21 protein-coding genes and 1 riboswitch are annotated in these 15,302 nt (G+C 71.3%); of the genes, 7 read left to right on the forward strand and 14 right to left on the reverse strand.

Going from position 1 to position 15,302, the window contains the following annotated elements:
* Nucleotides 1-2 precede the first annotated feature (2 nt).
* Complete coding sequence (locus tag AB0B58_RS20380; protein ID WP_360225490.1) at nucleotides 3-581, reverse strand: ECF transporter S component; 579 nt, start codon at nucleotides 579-581, stop codon at nucleotides 3-5.
* A gap of 68 nt (nucleotides 582-649) precedes the next feature.
* Nucleotides 650-754, reverse strand: a riboswitch (TPP riboswitch).
* Nucleotides 755-891: 137 nt separating this feature from the next.
* Here AB0B58_RS20380 and AB0B58_RS20385 point away from each other — a divergent pair.
* Nucleotides 892-1,707, forward strand: coding sequence for an alpha/beta fold hydrolase (locus AB0B58_RS20385; protein ID WP_360225492.1), 816 nt, complete (start codon nucleotides 892-894; stop codon nucleotides 1,705-1,707).
* Between the two features lie 32 nt (nucleotides 1,708-1,739).
* Nucleotides 1,740-2,240, forward strand: a complete 501-nt coding sequence (locus tag AB0B58_RS20390) for a DUF6328 family protein (protein ID WP_360225494.1) — start codon at nucleotides 1,740-1,742, stop codon at nucleotides 2,238-2,240.
* 4 nt (nucleotides 2,241-2,244) lie between these two features.
* On the opposite strand, the gene AB0B58_RS20395 is transcribed toward AB0B58_RS20390, so the two are convergent.
* The 7 genes from AB0B58_RS20395 to AB0B58_RS20425 are packed head-to-tail and all read right to left on the reverse strand — an operon-like array spanning nucleotide 2,245 to nucleotide 6,555.
* Nucleotides 2,245-2,850 carry a hypothetical protein gene (locus AB0B58_RS20395; protein ID WP_360225913.1) on the reverse strand — a complete coding sequence of 202 codons (606 nt, stop codon included), beginning with the start codon at nucleotides 2,848-2,850 and terminating at the stop codon, nucleotides 2,245-2,247.
* Nucleotides 2,851-2,880: 30 nt separating this feature from the next.
* A complete protein-coding gene (locus AB0B58_RS20400; RefSeq protein WP_360225916.1) occupies nucleotides 2,881-3,288 on the reverse strand; it encodes a Fur family transcriptional regulator in 408 nt (135 codons plus the stop codon).
* 11 nt (nucleotides 3,289-3,299) lie between these two features.
* Complete coding sequence (locus tag AB0B58_RS20405; protein ID WP_360225496.1) at nucleotides 3,300-3,617, reverse strand: metalloregulator ArsR/SmtB family transcription factor; 318 nt, start codon at nucleotides 3,615-3,617, stop codon at nucleotides 3,300-3,302.
* Entirely contained in the window at nucleotides 3,614-4,504 is an 891-nt protein-coding gene (locus AB0B58_RS20410; RefSeq protein WP_360225498.1) for a metal ABC transporter permease, read from the reverse strand. Before AB0B58_RS20410 ends, AB0B58_RS20405 begins: the two co-directional genes overlap by 4 nt.
* Nucleotides 4,504-5,283, reverse strand: coding sequence for a metal ABC transporter ATP-binding protein (locus AB0B58_RS20415; RefSeq protein ID WP_360225500.1), 780 nt, complete (start codon nucleotides 5,281-5,283; stop codon nucleotides 4,504-4,506). Before AB0B58_RS20415 ends, AB0B58_RS20410 begins: the two co-directional genes overlap by 1 nt.
* The gene (locus AB0B58_RS20420; protein ID WP_360225502.1) at nucleotides 5,280-6,215 is read right to left on the reverse strand and encodes a metal ABC transporter substrate-binding protein; all 936 of its coding nucleotides are present in this window, start codon (nucleotides 6,213-6,215) and stop codon (nucleotides 5,280-5,282) included. Before AB0B58_RS20420 ends, AB0B58_RS20415 begins: the two co-directional genes overlap by 4 nt.
* Before the next feature lie 49 nt (nucleotides 6,216-6,264).
* Nucleotides 6,265-6,555, reverse strand: coding sequence for a DUF6703 family protein (locus tag AB0B58_RS20425; RefSeq protein ID WP_360225504.1), 291 nt, complete (start codon nucleotides 6,553-6,555; stop codon nucleotides 6,265-6,267).
* A 3-nt stretch (nucleotides 6,556-6,558) separates the two neighbouring features.
* Between AB0B58_RS20425 and AB0B58_RS20430 the strand changes: the two genes are divergently transcribed.
* From AB0B58_RS20430 to dusB, 4 genes are all read left to right on the forward strand, one after another.
* Nucleotides 6,559-6,900, forward strand: coding sequence for an antibiotic biosynthesis monooxygenase (locus AB0B58_RS20430; RefSeq protein ID WP_360225506.1), 342 nt, complete (start codon nucleotides 6,559-6,561; stop codon nucleotides 6,898-6,900).
* 17 nt (nucleotides 6,901-6,917) lie between these two features.
* Nucleotides 6,918-7,418 carry a hypothetical protein gene (locus AB0B58_RS20435; RefSeq protein ID WP_360225508.1) on the forward strand — a complete coding sequence of 167 codons (501 nt, stop codon included), beginning with the start codon at nucleotides 6,918-6,920 and terminating at the stop codon, nucleotides 7,416-7,418.
* Nucleotides 7,419-7,479: 61 nt separating this feature from the next.
* Nucleotides 7,480-8,859 (forward strand): glycine--tRNA ligase, encoded by a 1,380-nt coding sequence (locus AB0B58_RS20440; protein WP_360225510.1) that lies wholly within the window; start codon nucleotides 7,480-7,482, stop codon nucleotides 8,857-8,859.
* 11 nt (nucleotides 8,860-8,870) lie between these two features.
* Entirely contained in the window at nucleotides 8,871-10,013 is a 1,143-nt protein-coding gene (gene dusB, locus AB0B58_RS20445; RefSeq protein ID WP_360225512.1) for a tRNA dihydrouridine synthase DusB, read from the forward strand.
* Between the two features lie 61 nt (nucleotides 10,014-10,074).
* Here dusB and AB0B58_RS20450 read toward each other — a convergent pair whose 3' ends face one another.
* The 5 genes from AB0B58_RS20450 to AB0B58_RS20470 form a co-directional block, all read right to left on the reverse strand.
* Nucleotides 10,075-10,446, reverse strand: coding sequence for a hypothetical protein (locus AB0B58_RS20450; protein ID WP_360225514.1), 372 nt, complete (start codon nucleotides 10,444-10,446; stop codon nucleotides 10,075-10,077).
* A 64-nt stretch (nucleotides 10,447-10,510) separates the two neighbouring features.
* The gene (locus AB0B58_RS20455) at nucleotides 10,511-10,987 is read right to left on the reverse strand and encodes a roadblock/LC7 domain-containing protein (RefSeq protein WP_360225516.1); all 477 of its coding nucleotides are present in this window, start codon (nucleotides 10,985-10,987) and stop codon (nucleotides 10,511-10,513) included.
* Nucleotides 10,988-11,041: 54 nt separating this feature from the next.
* Complete coding sequence (locus AB0B58_RS20460) at nucleotides 11,042-12,058, reverse strand: helix-turn-helix domain-containing protein (protein WP_360225518.1); 1,017 nt, start codon at nucleotides 12,056-12,058, stop codon at nucleotides 11,042-11,044.
* Between the two features lie 15 nt (nucleotides 12,059-12,073).
* A complete protein-coding gene (locus AB0B58_RS20465; RefSeq protein ID WP_360225520.1) occupies nucleotides 12,074-12,454 on the reverse strand; it encodes a hypothetical protein in 381 nt (126 codons plus the stop codon).
* Between the two features lie 201 nt (nucleotides 12,455-12,655).
* The gene (locus AB0B58_RS20470; RefSeq protein WP_360225522.1) at nucleotides 12,656-13,153 is read right to left on the reverse strand and encodes a DUF4388 domain-containing protein; all 498 of its coding nucleotides are present in this window, start codon (nucleotides 13,151-13,153) and stop codon (nucleotides 12,656-12,658) included.
* A gap of 159 nt (nucleotides 13,154-13,312) precedes the next feature.
* Here AB0B58_RS20470 and AB0B58_RS20475 point away from each other — a divergent pair, with 159 nt between their 5' ends.
* On the forward strand, nucleotides 13,313-13,678 hold the full coding sequence (locus tag AB0B58_RS20475; protein ID WP_360225524.1) for a VOC family protein: 366 nt from the start codon (nucleotides 13,313-13,315) through the stop codon (nucleotides 13,676-13,678).
* On the opposite strand, the gene AB0B58_RS20480 is transcribed toward AB0B58_RS20475, so the two are convergent.
* On the reverse strand, nucleotides 13,672-15,261 hold the full coding sequence (locus AB0B58_RS20480) for a methyl-accepting chemotaxis protein (protein ID WP_360225526.1): 1,590 nt from the start codon (nucleotides 15,259-15,261) through the stop codon (nucleotides 13,672-13,674). The two genes, AB0B58_RS20475 and AB0B58_RS20480, sit on opposite strands and share 7 nt — an antisense overlap.
* Nucleotides 15,262-15,302 lie beyond the last annotated feature (41 nt).

Consider the following 15,302-nt stretch of genomic DNA (forward strand, 5'->3'; position numbering starts at 1 on the left):
GGTTAGACCAGGGCTCGGTCGCGGCCCGCGGCGAAGCGGTCCAGCACGCCGGTCGGCGCCAGCGCCCGGGTCAGCGCCCAGGAACCGGCCCCCGCGATGATCGTGCTGCTGACGATCGTGAGCAGCGCGTACGGGATCCGGTAGTCCCACAGGTCGTAGGCCGCGTTCCAGGCGAAGAAGTCGAACACCGCCGCGCTGAGCCCGGTCAGCAGGCCGGCGAGCAGCGCCGCCGGCAGCTTCCACGAGCGGTACAGCAGCAGCGCGAACGCCAGCTCCGCGCCGAGGCCCTGCACCAGGCCCTGCGGGATGACCGTGGCGCCCCAGGCCGCACCCAGCAGCGCGGAGATGACGGCCGCGACCGTCTCGGTGTAGAGCGCGGCACCCGGCTTGCGGATGATCAGCCCGGCCAGCACGGCCGGCATCAGCCAGACGCCGTAGAGCAGCGCCTGCGCGGGCGGGAAGAAGGCGAACGCGCCGTCGGTGGCGCTCCAGACCAGGTTCCAGGCCCAGAAGATCACGCCGAAGGCTACGGCGATGATCGATGCGACGATGATGTCGATGGTGCGCCAGCGGAAATTCATTCGTGCCTCCCAGCTCATACCGGGAGGAGACGCGGCGCCACACCCGGGTGTCGCCCGGACGCGGCGCGGCTGGAGAAAGACCGAGCTCCCTGCGCTGGCATTACCCAGATCAGGTTCGAGGGTCTGCGGGGTGACCCGCACTCTCAGCGCTGTGCGCTCCCCTGTCGGTGAAGTTTGTTCGCGACCTGCCTGGACCGGCGCATCGCGTAGGCGACGCACCGCGTCTCCGCCGTCGCGAACAATCCTCAGTGCATGTGTTTCGATGACGCTAACACCGTACAGACGTACGGAACAGGGTAGGAGGCGTCACATGGAGATCAAGGCGAGAGGGCTGACCTTCGACGTGCACGAAGGTGGCCCGGTCGACGGCCCGCCGGTGCTCCTGCTGCACGGCTTCCCGCAGGATCACCGCGAGTTCGATCTTATCCTTCCCCGGTTGCACGCCGCCGGATTACGCACGTACGCGCTGGACCAGCGCGGCTATTCGCGCGGTGCCCGGCCCGCCGCGGTCGCCGACTACCGTCTCGACGAGCCGACGGCCGACGCGGTCGCGGTGCTCGACGCGCTCGGCGTACCCAAGGCGCACGTCGTCGGCCACGACTGGGGTGCGCAGGTCGGCTGGATGCTGGCCGACCTGCATCCCGAGCGGGTCAGCACGCTCACGGCCGTCTCGGTGCCGCACCCGCGCGGTCTCGGCGTCGCGCTGCACAACCAGCCCTCGCAGAAGCTGCGGTTCGCCTACATGGGTGTGTTCCGCTCCCGGATCGCCGAGCGGCTGCTGCTCGCCGCCGACGCGAAGGTGCTGCGATCGATGATGCGCCCGATCGGCGCCCGCGCCGGCCAGTACGCCACCGCGATGCACGACCGGGGCCGGCTGACCGGCGCCCTGAACTGGTACCGCGCTCTCACCACGGGTAATCTGGCCAAGGTTGGCAAGATCACCGTGCCCACCACCTACGTATGGAGCGACGGCGACCCGGCCGTCGGCAGGCCGGCGGCCCTGTCCACCGCCGCCTGGGTCGAGGCGGACTACCGGTTCGTCACCCTGCGCGGGATCGGCCACTGGGTGCCCGAGGAGGCGCCGCAGGCGCTGGCCGAGGTGACTCTGGCCCGCATCGGCGTCTGACGGCGTTCCCCGCGTCATCACGAGGAGGCTCGATGGCCCCGGAGCGGCAACCGACCGGTCACGAGACCGAGCGGCAGCGCTGGAACCGCAACTTCGCCGACCTGCTGCAGGAGTTGCGGGTCACCCAGACCGGCGTGCAGGTCCTCTTCGCATTTCTGCTGACCCTGCCGTTCAGCAGCGGCTTTCCCAAGACCACCCAGTTCCAGCAGGACACCTACATCGTCGCGCTGATGTCGGCCGCGTTCGCCGCCGCGATGATCATTTCGCCGGTGGCGTTCCACCGGGCGCTGTTCCGCAAGGGACGCAAGCCGGAACTGGTCCGCTACGCGCACCGGATGGCCACCGGTGGCCTGGCCTTCCTGCTGGTCTCGATGGTCAGCAGCGTCCTGCTGGTCACCGACTTCATGCTGAACATCTGGGTCGCGAGCGTCCTGGCGGCGGTCACCGCCGCGTACTTCCTGACGTTCTGGGCGGCCATCCCGTTCGTGCGGCGCGCCTGGATGGACTACGAGGAGGAAGAGGAGGAGGAGTAGCCGCCTACCGGGGCTTCGCGGGCTTGAGCCCCATGTCCCTGAGCTCGAGCGCCGCCAGCGCCTGAACCGCCGCCGCGTCGCCGTTGCGCCACGACTGTGCGATGTCCGGGCCCAGCTTCGTCAGCTCGTTCAGCGGCCGGGTGGCCAGGGCCCGCAATGCCAGCAGGTCCTGTCCGGCCGGCTCGTCGCGGACCTTGCTCGCCACCCCGGCCCGGCGCATCCAGCGTAGCCGCAGCGGCAGCCAGACGAAGAGCACCAGCGCCAGCGGCGCCGCGACGATCAGCAGGGAGATGGCCAGCGCCAGGTTGTCCACCATCTCCTGCTGCTGGCGGCCGGCCTCGGCGAGCGAGTTGGCGGCGTCCGCGGCCCTGGTGAACGGCGTGGTCAGGTCGTCGCCGACCACCGGGACCCGGCCGACCTTGCTCGAGATGTCGCCCAGGTTGCCGGCGATGCCGGTGCCCGCCTCCTGCAGCTTCTGGCCGGGCACGCCCAGCTTCTCCACCGTGTCGTTGACCCAGATCCCGGCCCGGATCCACGCGTAGACCCAGAACACGACGAGCAGGTCGGTAAGGAGCTGGCGTACGGCGGTGGGCAGCCGATCGGCGTACATCTTCACGCGGGCCAGCGTCCCACGGCCCGGCTAGGAACGCTTGTCGGCGCACTCCGGGCAGGTTCCGAAGATCTCCATGGTGTGCGAGACGTCGACGAAGCCGTGGTTGGCGGCGACCTTTTCGGCCCAGGTCTCGACGGCCGGGCCCTCGACCTCGACGGCCCGCCCGCAGGAGCGGCAGACCAGGTGGTGGTGGTGACCCTGGCTGCACCGGCGGTAGAGGTGCTCGCCGCCCGGCGGGCGCATCACGTCTATCTCGCCGGCGTCGGCGAGGCCCTGCAGGGTCCGGTAGACGGTGGTGAGGCCGACCCGTTCGCCCCGGTTGCGCAGCATGGCGTGCAGATCCTGCGCGCTGTTGAAGCCCTCGGCCTCGGCGAGGGCCGCGCTCACCGCGGTCCGCTGCTTCGTGTTCCTGACAACGGTGCCCTCGTCGCCCATGCCCTGTTCGGTCATGATCCCTCCCTCGCATGGCTCACCGCGTCGGCGACGATGTGGGCTACGTGTTCGTCCACGAGTGAGTATGCGATCTCCCGCCCCCGGCGTGCACTTCGCACCACGCCGGCGCCGCGCAGAACCCGCAGGTGCTGGGAGACCAGCGGTTGGGGCGCGCCCAGCTTCTCGACCAGTTCGTGCACGCAGCGTTCGCCGGCACCGAGCTCGGCGACGATCGCGACCCGGATCGGCGCGGAGAGCGCCCGGAGCAACTCGCCGGCCGCCTCGTACGCCTCGTAGCCGCTCGTCGTCACCGGGGCAACGTTACTGCTCATCGGGCCCCGACCTGAAGAACGACGTCCGGTGGCTCCGCCTCCACCCCGGCCCGTGCCTGGCCCGGTGCGGGCCGCCGGCGCAGCACCCGCCAGGTCGCGCTGCCGACGGTGAGCGCGACGAAGACCGCGATGGCCAGGATGACGATCGTGGCGCCGGGCGCCGTGTTCACCTCGCCGGCCAGCGTGATGCCCGCGGCGGCCGCGCCGACCCCGATCAGCATGGCCGCGGTCATCGTGCTGCGAAAGCCCCGGGTGACCTGCTGGGCGGCGGCGACCGGGACCACCATCAGGGCGCTGACCAGCAGCAGCCCGACGGTGCGCATGGCGATCGTGACGGTCACGGCCGTGGTCACGGCCATCAGGAGATTGAGGGTACGCACGGGAAGCCCGGAGACGCGGGCGTACTCCTCGTCGTTGCAGACCGCGAAGAGCGCCTGCCGCAGCCCGAGCATCGCGATCAGCACGCCGACGCCGAGCACCGCGATGACCGCCAGGTCCTCTTGCGACGTGGTGGTCAGCGAGCCGAAGAGGAACTGCATCAGGCTGGCGTTGCTGCTGTTGTCGGAGAGCCCGACCAGCACCACGCCGCCCGCGATGCCGCCGTAGAAGAGCAGGGCCAGGGCCAGGTCGCCGGAGGTACGCCCGCGCTCGCGCACCAGCTCCACGCCGATGGCGCCGACGACCGAGACGATCACGGCGGTGAGCACGGGGGACTGCTGCAGCAGCAGGCCGACGCCGACGCCGGTCAGCGCCACGTGCCCGATGCCGTCGCCGATCAGCGACAGCCGCCGCTGCACCAGGTAGATGCCGAGCGCCGGCGCGACCAGACCGATGATCAGCGCGCCGACCAGCGCCCGGACCATGAATTCGTACTGGTAGAGATCCATTAGATGGAGGGCATCCGATCCGTGGGGGCCACGCAGATGCCGGCGCGTTCGGCCTCGGCGTGCGGGTGGACGTGGTCGTGGCCGGGCTCGGCGTGGTGGCCGGCGGGCTCGGGCACCGCGCCCTCGTACGCGATCCGGCCGGCGTGCACCACGACGGCCCGGTCGACGAGCGGCTCGATCGGGCCGAGCTCGTGCGCGACCAGCAGGATCGTGCCGCCGGCGCCCCCGAAGTGGCGCAGCGCGGCGGCGAACGCGTCCTGGCTGGCCGCGTCGACGCCGGCCGTCGGCTCGTCGAGCACGAGCAGGTCGGGCCGCCCGGCCAGGGCGCGGGCGATGAGCGTGCGCTGCTGCTGGCCGCCCGAGAGGGTGCTCACCGGGTCGTCGATGCGGTCCAGCAGGCCGACGTCCTCGAGCGCGGCGCGGACGGCGGCCCGGTCGGCGGCGCCGGACGGGCGGAAGATGCCCCGGCGGGCGAGGCGGCCGGACGCCACGACCTCGCCGACCGTCGCCGGCACGCCGCTGCCGGCGCCGATCCGCTGCGGGACGTAGCCGATCCGGGCCCACTGCCGGAACCGGCGCTGTGGGGTGCCGAAGAGCTCGATCGCGCCCGCGTCCAGCGGCACCAGGCCGAGGATCGTGCGGATCAGGGTGGACTTGCCGGAGCCGTTGGCTCCCAGGATCGCGACGACCTGGCCCGCGGGGACGTCCAGGGTGACGTCGTGCAGCACCGCGCGGCCGCCGTAGGAGACCGCGGCGTGCTTTACGGAGACGACGCTCATGAGGTGCACCCCAGGGCCGCGGTCAGGGCGGTCAGGTTGTTGCGCATGACTGAGAAGTAGTCCGCATCCGGCTCGGTGAGCCCTTCGAGGGGATCGAGGACGGCGGTTCGCGCGCCGACCTCCCGGGCGATGGTGTCGGCGACCTTCGGGCTCACCAGCGTCTCGAAGAAGATCGTGGTGGCGCCGGTCGCCCGTGCCTCCTCCGCCACGTGCGCCAGGTGCCGCGGCGACGGCTCCGAGTCGGGGGAGACGCCGGTGATGCCGACCTCGGTGAGCCCGTACCGGTCGGCGAGGTAGCGGAACGCGGTGTGGCTGGTGACGAACTCGCGACGCGCGCAGGTACCGAGCCGCGCCGCGAACTCGGAGTCGAGGCCGTCGAGCTGGGCGTGCAGCGCCGCGGCCCGGGACCGGTACGCGTCCGCGCGGGCCGGGTCGGCCTGTGCGAGGCGCTCGGAGAGCCGGTCGGCGACGGTGGCGAAGCGCAGCGGGTCCAGCCAGACGTGCGGGTCGGTGCCGCCCCCGGCGTGCTCCTCCTCGCCCGGCTGGTGCTCGTGCTCGTGCGCGTCGGCGGCGAGCAGTTCGACCACCGAGCCGGCGTCGAGGGCCCGGCCGGCCGCCTCCTGCGCGACGGCCTGGTCCACCGCGGGCTGGAAGCCCTTGAGGTAGACGACGAGCCCGGCGTCGCTGATCTCGCCGACCTGGCGCGGGTAGAGCTCGACGTCGTGCGGCTCGGCACCCGGCTTGGTGAGCTCGGTGACCGCCACCGCGTCGCCGCCGATCCGCTCGCCGAGGAACCGCAGCGGATAGAACGCGGTCACCACGTCGAGCCGGCCGTCGGCCGCGAAGCCGCTCGCCTTGTCGCCGCACGCCGCGCCGGTGCCGGCCAGCAGGGCGATCGCGGCGGCGGCGAGCAGGCGACGGGGCTGCATCATGCCACCAACTGTGCGCTCTATTGGTAATGATTGTCAAAAGCGCATGTGTTCAGATCATCTTCGCGACCACCGCGGCCAGCAGCAGGGCCAGCAGCGTGACCCGGACCGCCCGCACCGGCGTCGACTGCACCGGCCAGGTCGTGAAGGTGAGCGCCAACAGCGCCGCCCACAGCACGAAGAGCAGCGCGGCGCCGATGATGCCGGGCAGGAACAGGCCCGCCAGCAGCACCGCGAGCGCGGCGACGAACGCCGCCGTCGGGCTCACCCGCGCCAGCCGGCGCAGCAGATTCTCGGACTTGGGTGTGGTCACGTCGGCCTTCCCGGGTGTGCGTACGCTCACGTCATGCTGGTGCTCAACCGCTTCGTCGTCCCCCCGGACACGCAGGATTCGTTCACCGAACGGGCGCATGCCGCCCTCGCCGCCCTCGCGGAACGGCCCGGCTACCTCTCCGGCCGGCTCACCCGCGCGCTGGACGACCCCGCCTACTGGACCCTGGTCACCGAATGGGAGTCCGTGGGAGCCTACCGGCGCGCGCTCGGCGGTTTCGACGTCAAGGTGCACGCGACCCCGCTGCTCTCCGAGTCGGTGGACGAGCCGTCGGCGTTCGAGACCCTGGCCAGCGCCCCGCCCGGTGGTGAGGTCGTGGCCACCGCCAGCGACCGGGCCGCCGAACCCTGGCGCTGAGCCGTACGCTTGATCCCATGACCCTCATCGGGGAGCAGCAGCCACCGCCACCGCCGCGGGGCCCCGGCGTGTTCCCGCCGTTCCCGGCGCCGCCGGTCGAAGGGCGGGGCCGGCGCCTCGGCATGGGTTTCGGCATCGGGGTGACGGTGCTCGTGCTGGCCTGCGGCGGCGGAGTCGCCGCGGCGGCCGGGCTCGTCACCGTCATGGGCAGCGCCCTGAGTGAACAGGCCGAGGTGGTCGTCGGCGACTACTTCGACGCCCTGCAGGACCGCGAGTGGGCGCAGGCCTACGACATGCTCTGCCAGAAGGCGAAGGACAGCGAGACGGAGTCCGAGTTCATCGGCCGGGTCTCCAGCGATAAGCCGATCGCCACCTACGAGGTGGGCGACGTCGAGCTGGTGCAGCTCTCCACCCCGGTCGATGTCACCTACACCGACGGTGACACCGCCGAACTGCGCGCCTACCTGGGGCAGAACCGCGAGACGGGCGGCTTCGAGGTGTGCAGCGTCGAGGAGTAATCTCCTGATTTTGTCCGACCTCTCTCGATCCCCGCCGACAACCAGCCGGCGTAGGAGGAACATGCCCGCCGATCGCATCGACGCCGTCGTCAGCCTGGCCAAGCGCCGGGGCTTCGTGTTCGGATCCAGCGAGATCTACGGAGGCAGCCGCTCGGCGTGGGACTACGGTCCGCTGGGCGTCGAGCTGAAGGAGAACGTCCGCCGGCAGTGGTGGCGGACCATGGTCCAGCAGCGCGACGACATCGTCGGCCTGGACTCCGCCGTCATCCTCGCCCGCGACGTCTGGGCCGCCTCCGGCCACCTCGACGCGTTCGTCGACCCGCTGACCGAGTGTCAGTCGTGTCACAAGCGGTTCCGCGCCGACCACCTGGAGGAGGCGTACGAGCACAAGCACGGCACGCCGCCCGCGTCGCTGAACGAGCTGAACTGCCCCAACTGCGGCAACAAGGGCACCTTCACCGAGCCGAAGATGTTCAACGGCCTGATGAAGACCTACCTCGGACCGACCGAGAGCGCGGAGGGGCTGCACTACCTGCGGCCCGAGACCGCGCAGGGCATCTTCGTCAACTACAACAACGTGGCGACCGCGGCGCGCAAGAAGCCGCCGTTCGGCATCGCGCAGGTCGGCAAGTCGTTCCGCAACGAGATCACCCCGGGCAACTTCATCTTCCGGACCCGCGAGTTCGAGCAGATGGAGATGGAGTTCTTCGTCGAGCCGGGCACCGATGAGAAGTGGCACGAGTACTGGCTCGAGCAGCGCTGGAACTGGTACCGCGACCTCGGCCTCGCCGAGAACAACCTGCGCTTCTTCGAGCACCCCAAGGAGAAGCTCTCGCACTACTCGAAGCGCACCGTCGACATCGAGTACCGCTTCCAGTTCGGCGGCACCGAGTTCGCCGAGCTCGAGGGCATCGCCAACCGCACCGACTTCGACCTGAACACCCACTCCAAGCACTCCGGCGTCGACTTGTCGTACTTCGACCAGGAGAAGCAGGAGCGCTGGGTGCCGTACGTGATCGAGCCCGCCGCCGGCCTGACCCGCGCCGTCCTGGCGTTCCTGCTCGAGGCGTACGACGAGGACGAGGCACCGAACACCAAGGGCGGCGTCGACAAGCGCACGGTGATGCGCTTCGACCCGCGGCTCGCGCCGATCAAGGTCGCGGTGCTGCCGCTCTCGCGCAACCCGGAGCTCTCGCCGAAGGCCCGCGGCCTCGCGGACCTGCTGCGCAGGCGCTGGATGGTCGAGTTCGACGACTCGCAGGCGATCGGGCGCCGCTACCGGCGCCAGGACGAGATCGGCACGCCGTTCTGCGTCACGGTCGACTTCGACACCCTCACCGACGACGCGGTGACGGTCCGCGACCGTGACACCATGAAGCAGGAGCGGGTCGGCCTCGACCGGATCGAGGACTACCTGATCAAACACCTGCCCGGTTGTTAGGGGGCGTCGACGTGACATCCGCACTCTCCACCGCGCCGCTTACCCTGGGTGACCACGAGGTGTGGCCGCCGGTCGTGCTCGCACCGATGGCCGGCATCACCAATGTCGCGTTCCGCCGGCTGTGCCGCGAGCAGGGCGGCGGCGTCTACGTGTGCGAGATGATCACGACCCGCGCACTGGTCGAGCGGATCCCCAAGACGCTCAAGATGATCGAGTTCGGCCCGGACGAGAAGTTCCGCAGCCTGCAGCTGTACGGCGTCGACCCCGACGTGACCGCCGCCGCCGTGCGGATGGTCGCCGAGGAGGGCTGGGCGGACCACATCGACCTGAACTTCGGCTGCCCGGTGCCCAAGGTCACCCGGCGCGGCGGCGGCAGCGCGCTGCCGTGGCGGCGCCGGCTCTTCGGCCGGATCGTGCGGCAGGCGGTCGAGGCGGCGGCGCCGGCCGGCATCCCGCTGACGATCAAGATGCGCAAAGGCATCGACGACGACCACCTGACCTACGTCGAGGCCGGCCTGATCGCGCAGGAGGCCGGCGTCGCGGCGGTCGCACTGCACGCCCGCACGGCGGAACAGCGCTACTCGGGCACCGCGGACTGGGACGCGATCGCGACCCTCAAGCAGGCCCTCGACGTGCCGGTGCTGGGCAACGGCGACATCTGGGAGGCCTCGGACGCGCTCCGCATGGTCGAGCACACCGGCGTCGACGGCGTGGTCGTCGGCCGCGGCTGCCTGGGCCGGCCCTGGCTGTTCAAGGATCTCGAGGCGGCGTTCGCCGGCGGGTCGTCGCAGGAGCTGCCCGACCTGGGCCAGGTCGCGGCGATCATGTCCCGGCACGCCCACCTGCTGGTGGACGCGCTGGGCGACGAGCGGCACGGCTGCGCGGACTTCCGCAAGCACGTGGCGTGGTATCTGAAGGGCTTCCCGGTCGGCGGCGAACTGCGCCGCTCCCTGGCGATGGTGACATCGCTGGCGGACCTGGACGGCCTGCTGGCGAGGCTCGACGGCGCCGAACCGTTCCCGCGTGAGTCGCTGGGCCAGCCCCGCGGCCGCATCAACGCGCCCGGCAAGGTGTCGCTGCCGTACGGCTGGCTGGACAGCCGCGACGACGAGACCGTCCCGGAGGGCGCCGAGATGGAGAACAGCGGCGGCTGAACCACCCGACGGAACGGGGAGGGCGTTTCCGCCCTCCCCGTCCTCGTGTTGTCCGACCGGATCAGACGTCCAGGTCGTTCTCGATGCGCTTCAGGTTGTGACGGGCCATGGCGAGGTTCGAGCGGTCCCGGCGCAGCGCCACGTACAGGAACAGGCCCTTGCCGGAGCGGCTCGTGAGCGGCCGGATCATGTGGTACTGGGTGTCCAGCGTGATGAGGATGTCCTCGATCTTCTCCGTGATGTTGAGCATCTCCATCGCGCGGAGTTTGGCGCGGACCACGTCGGTGTTGCCGGCGGCGGCGACCGTAAGGTCGATCTCCTTGCCGCCGCCGGCCGTGCCGAGGGCCATGCCGCTCGTGTGGTCGACCAGCGCGACGCCGATGGCGCCGTCGATGTCCATGATTTCCTTGAGCGCGGTGTCCATGTCAGCCATGGGATGGTTCCTCCGTCTTCGGGATGGTGGGTGAGGCGTTTCAGTGGTGGCGTGCTCAGCCGGCCTAGCGGCCGCGGAACGTGTTCTGCAGGGTGGCCATCGGCGTACGCCGTGCCAGCGGCGTACTCGGCCCCATCTGGGTCGGTATCTCCGAGCGGTTGGGGCCCTGCGCCTCGAGGGCGAGCAGTTTCACGAGCCGCCTGACGGTTCGGCGGGCCTCGAGGTGCACCATGGCCAGGTTGGCGTCGCCGGACGTGACGAGGGTCAGCAGGGCGTTCGGGCCCGCGGTGTACGAGGTGATGTATCCGCGGTCGCACTCCACCACCGACTCGCGCAGGTCGCCGTGGTTGACGGCGTGCGCGAATCGACGGGCGAGGGCGAGGTGGGCGGCGGCGAGGGCCGCAAGACTGTCCGGCTCGATGCCGTGCGCGTCGTGCGCGACCACCATGCCGTCGGCGGTGGCGAGGACACTGCCGGAGAGCTCGGGCACCCTGTTGCGGAGGTTGCCGAGTTCCGTCAGTACCGCCGGATCCACCGTCATCCTCGGTCTCTCCTTTCTGGTCAGGCCCGTCTCAGCGGGTCGGTGGGGCGCGGGTCACCGCAGCGCTCTCAATGCGGTACGTATGCGTTTGAGCAGAACTTCGTCGGTGCCGGGATGGGTGTGCTCGGTGTCCGCGGCGATGTCTTTCGGCAGCTTGGCGCCCGGCTTGCGCCGGGCCAGCCGCGGCGGGCGGTAGACGGTGCCGTTCGCCGTGGCGGGGTCGTGTTCCAGCACGTTCGGCGGCGGGTCGCCCGAGGTCGGGCGCGCCCCCGTGACGACGGGCACGGTCGGGCCGTCGGTCACGGCGGCGGACGGCCGTTGTACGTCCACGGCGGTGCCACGCGCGCGCGGTAGCCGTACGAAATCGGGGTTCTCGGTCGGGTGCTCGCGGGGAATGGGCCGCTCGATCAGGCCGAGCGCCGCCAGCCGGCGCAGCTCCTGGATCGTCGCGTAGCCGGCCCGGCCGAGCAGCTGTGCCAGGTCCGCCGGTGTGCGCTGGCCGTCGGCGCTGACCAGCAGCTCCCACTGCGGGGCGGTGAGCGTGATCCGTTCCACCGGGGGCCGTGGCACCGGGATCACCACCGCGGTGTCGATCTCCGGGTGCGGGTAGATCTCGTCCAGTAGCCGGGCCCGGCGGCGGGCCTCGCGGGTGACCGCGGCCGGGTCGACGCGGACCACCTGGCCGAGCCAGTGCGTGGCGCCGTCCAGGAAGTCGACCGGCGCGGAGGCGGGTGAGAGCGCGAAGTACGCGGCGTCGTAGGTGGCGCCGAGCACGCACAGCTCCAGTTCCCCCTGCGTCAGATGACCCTGTTCGAGCAGCAGCCGCCCGACCTGGGCCCGCGAGGTCCCGGCGTCGAGCGCCGCCTGCCAGGTCCGGGCGGCCAGTCGGCCGGACGCCGTCAGTAGTTCGCCGACGCCCGGCGCGGCCGGTGACTCCGCGTACGCCACCTGCCCCTCGATGAGAAAGACCGTGCCGCCGGGATGGCCGCCGACGATCAGGGCGCCCGTCTGCCGCTCGCCCGCGACCTGCGTCAGCAGGCGCCCGGGTGTAGCGGTCTTCGAGGGCTTCACCTTGACTCCTCACTGCTAGGTCGCTACGAGTTCATCGGCCAGGGTCTGCATGCGGCGCCGGGCGACGGCGAGGTTGCCGTGGATCCGGTCGAGCCAGACGTAGAGCACCAGCCGGCTGTCGAAATCGGTACGGACGAGCCGCAACAGGTGATAGCCCCCCGCGGTCGTGATGATCAGATCCTCGAGCAGGTCGTGTGGTACCGCCGAGACGAACAGTGACCGGCTCTGCGCGGCCTGCACGACGTCAGCCGTGCCCGCCGCAGCGGCCTGGTGGTCCTCGTTGGGCGCGGCCCCCGTCGTTGCGACCGGGAACCCCGTTGTGTAGTCGACGATGCTGGCCCCCACCGCGCCAGGAATCGCCATGGCCTCTTGCAGACAGTTCTCAACCCCGGGCACATCTCTCCTCAGCCGAGCGATGCTCCCGCCACTCGCCACGCCCGGCCGCTGGCGGGACGGCGAGGCTTTGTTGCCACGGTCGGCCGGGGTGTTCCTCCTGCTGGGGCGCACAGATCGTGTCCTGCGCGCCGTCACAATGAGCCATCCTGCGGCCACGCTGCGATCTCGGGTCGCACCCCGTGTGCGTCATCTTTTCCGTGCTCATTTCGTTGCCTGCGCGGGCTTCCGGACGCGGGAAACGGTGCTCGGTCGATGCGGTGCCGGGCGGGTCAGCAGCCGCTTCGCCGTCTCGTGTCCGAGCCCGCCGAGCTCGACCTGTGCGACCGTGCCGAACCAGTGCCGCTCGTCAGGGACGAAGCGCACCGGTGCGTCGCTCTGCAGCAGCGCGTGCGTGGCCGCGGTGATGGCGGCGACGACCCGGCAGGCCAGCTCGTGGTGGCCCAGGTGGCCTTCGCGGAGCAGCACCCGCCCGACGGCTCGGCTGTCCACTCCCGACTCGTACGCGGAAAGCCAGGCCGCCTCCGACAACCGCCCGCAGGCGACCAGCCGCTCGCCGATGCCCGGGCAGGCCGGCGACTCGGCATAGGTCAGCCGGCCGGCGACCAGGTAGAGCACGCCGCCGGGGGAGCCGTCGATGTGCAGCGCGCCGGTGCGCCCGGCCTCGGCCAGGTTGACCAGCAGACGGCGTAGTGAGTTCACGGTGGCTCCTCGGCGGAACGGGCATCGACCTTCCTATGAGTCTCGATCGCCGCGCGGCGTGAGGTCGCACGGACGGTGCGTCGCCGACACCGTGGCGCGCGGGCCCCGTGCGCGTAACATGATCGCCACTTTTCGATGGCGTTTCGTGGAGGTTTGCCGATGCCGAGCCAGTGGGAGCAGATCGTTGTCGACGCGGAGGACCCGGCACGGTTGGCCCGCTGGTGGGCGGCGGCGCTCGGCTACCAGATCGTGCACGAGGAGCCGGACGAGGTGGAGATCCGGCGTACCCCGGAAGCCCTGCCCGGCCTGCTGTTCGGCGCGGCGCCGGACCCGAAGGCGGTGAAGAACCGGCTGCACATCGACCTGCGCCCGGATGACCAGGAGGCCGAGGTCGAGCGCCTCGTCGACATGGGCGCCCGGCCGGTCGACATCGGCCAGCACGACGTGAGCTGGGTGGTGCTCGCCGACCCGGAGGGCAACGAGTTCTGCGTGCTGTCGTCCCGTGGGGCGGTCGCGGGTCAGTAGGTGAACTGATCGATCAGGCCCTGGATCTCGCCGGCGGCCGCGCTGACCCGCTCGGCCGACTGCCGGGTCGTGTTCGCGCTGTCGGCGGTGGACCCGGTGGACTCCGTGATGTGGGTGAGCGTGCCGCTGATCTGGGTGGCGGCGGTCGACACCTCGCTGACGTTGCGGGCCATGAGCTCGGTCGTGGCCGACTGCTCCTCGACGGCCGCGGCGATCGTGCGCTGTCCGTCGTCGATGCGGGTGATGACCACGGAGACGGCGTCGATCGCCTCGGCCGTGCGGGAGGTCATGTCCTGGATCGCGGCGATCCGGCCGGTGATGTCGCTGGTCGCCTGCGCGGTCTCCTGCGCGAGGTCCTTGACCTCCGAGGCGACGACCGCGAAGCCCTTGCCGGCGGCCCCGGCCCGGGCGGCCTCGATCGTCGCGTTGAGGGCCAGCAGGTTCGTCTGTTCGGCGATGGTGGTGATCAGCTGGACGATCGTGCCGATCTCCCGGCTCGCCTCGCTGAGCGAGCCCACCAGCGCCGTGGTGGAGGCCGCGCTCTCGCCGGCGGCGGCCGTGGTGACCGCGGCGTCGCTGGTCTGCCGGGCGATCTCGCGGCTGGACGCGGACATCTCCTCGGTCGCGGCCATCATGTCGGTGACCGAGAGTGAGACCTGGTGGGCCGCGGTGTCGGCGCTGCGCGCCTGCGTGGAGGTCTGCTCCGCCGTCGTGTCGAGCGCGCCGGCCAGCTCGCGGAGGTCGCCGCTGGCGACGGTGAGCGCGCCGGCGCTGGCGGCGGTGGCCGCCACCGTCGTCCGGATCGCGGCCAGCGCCGCGTTGAGGGCCCTGGCCATCTCGCCGAGTTCGTCGCCGCGGATCACCTCGGCCTCGACGGTCAGGTCCCGGCCGGCGGCGGCGCGCAGGGCCGCGAGCATCCGGCGCAGCGGCCGGCGGACCGCGCGGATGGTGAAGAAGGCCGCGGCGCCGGTCAGCACCGCGCCGGCGAGGCCGGCGGCCAGGATGAGCCAGTCACTGGTGCGTCCCGAGTCGACGCCCATGCCTTCTGCATCCTGCACCCCCTGCAGCATCGCCTCGTCGATCGCACCCATCTGCTCCTCCAGCGCGGCGAAGGCCTCGAGGAACTCCGGCAGCTCGGCCACCGCGGCCTCGTGATCGGTCGCGGCGAGCGCGACCAGGTTCTTGGCGGCCTCCCCGTACGCGACGACGGCCGGGCGGACCCGGGCGTACTCGTCGGCGAGCGAGTCCGGCGCGGCGGTGGCGGCGGCGTCGTACTTGGCCACCAGCGTGTCGGCGTGTTCGGACACCTCAGCCACGGCGTACGCCTCGCGCTGCTCCTCCGTCGTGGCGTACATCGCCGACATCACGTCGCCGCGCAGGGCGTCGTGCATCATGTCGGCGTTCCACTGGTTGCTCATGCCGTCGCTGATCGCGGCGATGTTCTCGGTGGCGTCGGCCTGGTTGGCGGAAGCCCAGATGGCCGCCACGACGACCAGGGCCACCGAGACCATGCCGATCGCGGCCATCAGGACGAGGCGCGCGACGATGGTGAGACGGGACCGGGTGTGCGAATCGGACTCCACACCAAACGCATCGGCGGTCCGGACGGACGCCTTAGGGTGTG

It is taken from the genome of Actinoplanes sp. NPDC049118, from assembly GCF_040648555.1.
Taxonomy (GTDB): Bacteria; Actinomycetota; Actinomycetes; order Mycobacteriales; family Micromonosporaceae; genus Actinoplanes.

Bases quoted from the DNA above. Each gene is read 5' to 3' on its own strand.
- AB0B58_RS20380 (WP_360225490.1), bottom strand. From the start codon at position 581: ATGAATTTCCGCTGGCGCACCATCGACATCATCGTCGCATCGATCATC.
- AB0B58_RS20385 (WP_360225492.1), top strand. From the start codon at position 892: ATGGAGATCAAGGCGAGAGGGCTGACCTTCGACGTGCACGAAGGTGGC.
- AB0B58_RS20390 (WP_360225494.1), top strand. From the start codon at position 1,740: ATGGCCCCGGAGCGGCAACCGACCGGTCACGAGACCGAGCGGCAGCGC.
- AB0B58_RS20395 (WP_360225913.1), bottom strand. From the start codon at position 2,850: ATGTACGCCGATCGGCTGCCCACCGCCGTACGCCAGCTCCTTACCGAC.
- AB0B58_RS20400 (WP_360225916.1), bottom strand. From the start codon at position 3,288: ATGGGCGACGAGGGCACCGTTGTCAGGAACACGAAGCAGCGGACCGCG.
- AB0B58_RS20405 (WP_360225496.1), bottom strand. From the start codon at position 3,617: ATGAGCAGTAACGTTGCCCCGGTGACGACGAGCGGCTACGAGGCGTAC.
- AB0B58_RS20410 (WP_360225498.1), bottom strand. From the start codon at position 4,504: ATGGATCTCTACCAGTACGAATTCATGGTCCGGGCGCTGGTCGGCGCG.
- AB0B58_RS20415 (WP_360225500.1), bottom strand. From the start codon at position 5,283: ATGAGCGTCGTCTCCGTAAAGCACGCCGCGGTCTCCTACGGCGGCCGC.
- AB0B58_RS20420 (WP_360225502.1), bottom strand. From the start codon at position 6,215: ATGATGCAGCCCCGTCGCCTGCTCGCCGCCGCCGCGATCGCCCTGCTG.
- AB0B58_RS20430 (WP_360225506.1), top strand. From the start codon at position 6,559: ATGCTGGTGCTCAACCGCTTCGTCGTCCCCCCGGACACGCAGGATTCG.
- AB0B58_RS20435 (WP_360225508.1), top strand. From the start codon at position 6,918: ATGACCCTCATCGGGGAGCAGCAGCCACCGCCACCGCCGCGGGGCCCC.
- AB0B58_RS20440 (WP_360225510.1), top strand. From the start codon at position 7,480: ATGCCCGCCGATCGCATCGACGCCGTCGTCAGCCTGGCCAAGCGCCGG.
- AB0B58_RS20450 (WP_360225514.1), bottom strand. From the start codon at position 10,446: ATGGCTGACATGGACACCGCGCTCAAGGAAATCATGGACATCGACGGC.
- AB0B58_RS20455 (WP_360225516.1), bottom strand. From the start codon at position 10,987: ATGACGGTGGATCCGGCGGTACTGACGGAACTCGGCAACCTCCGCAAC.
- AB0B58_RS20475 (WP_360225524.1), top strand. From the start codon at position 13,313: ATGCCGAGCCAGTGGGAGCAGATCGTTGTCGACGCGGAGGACCCGGCA.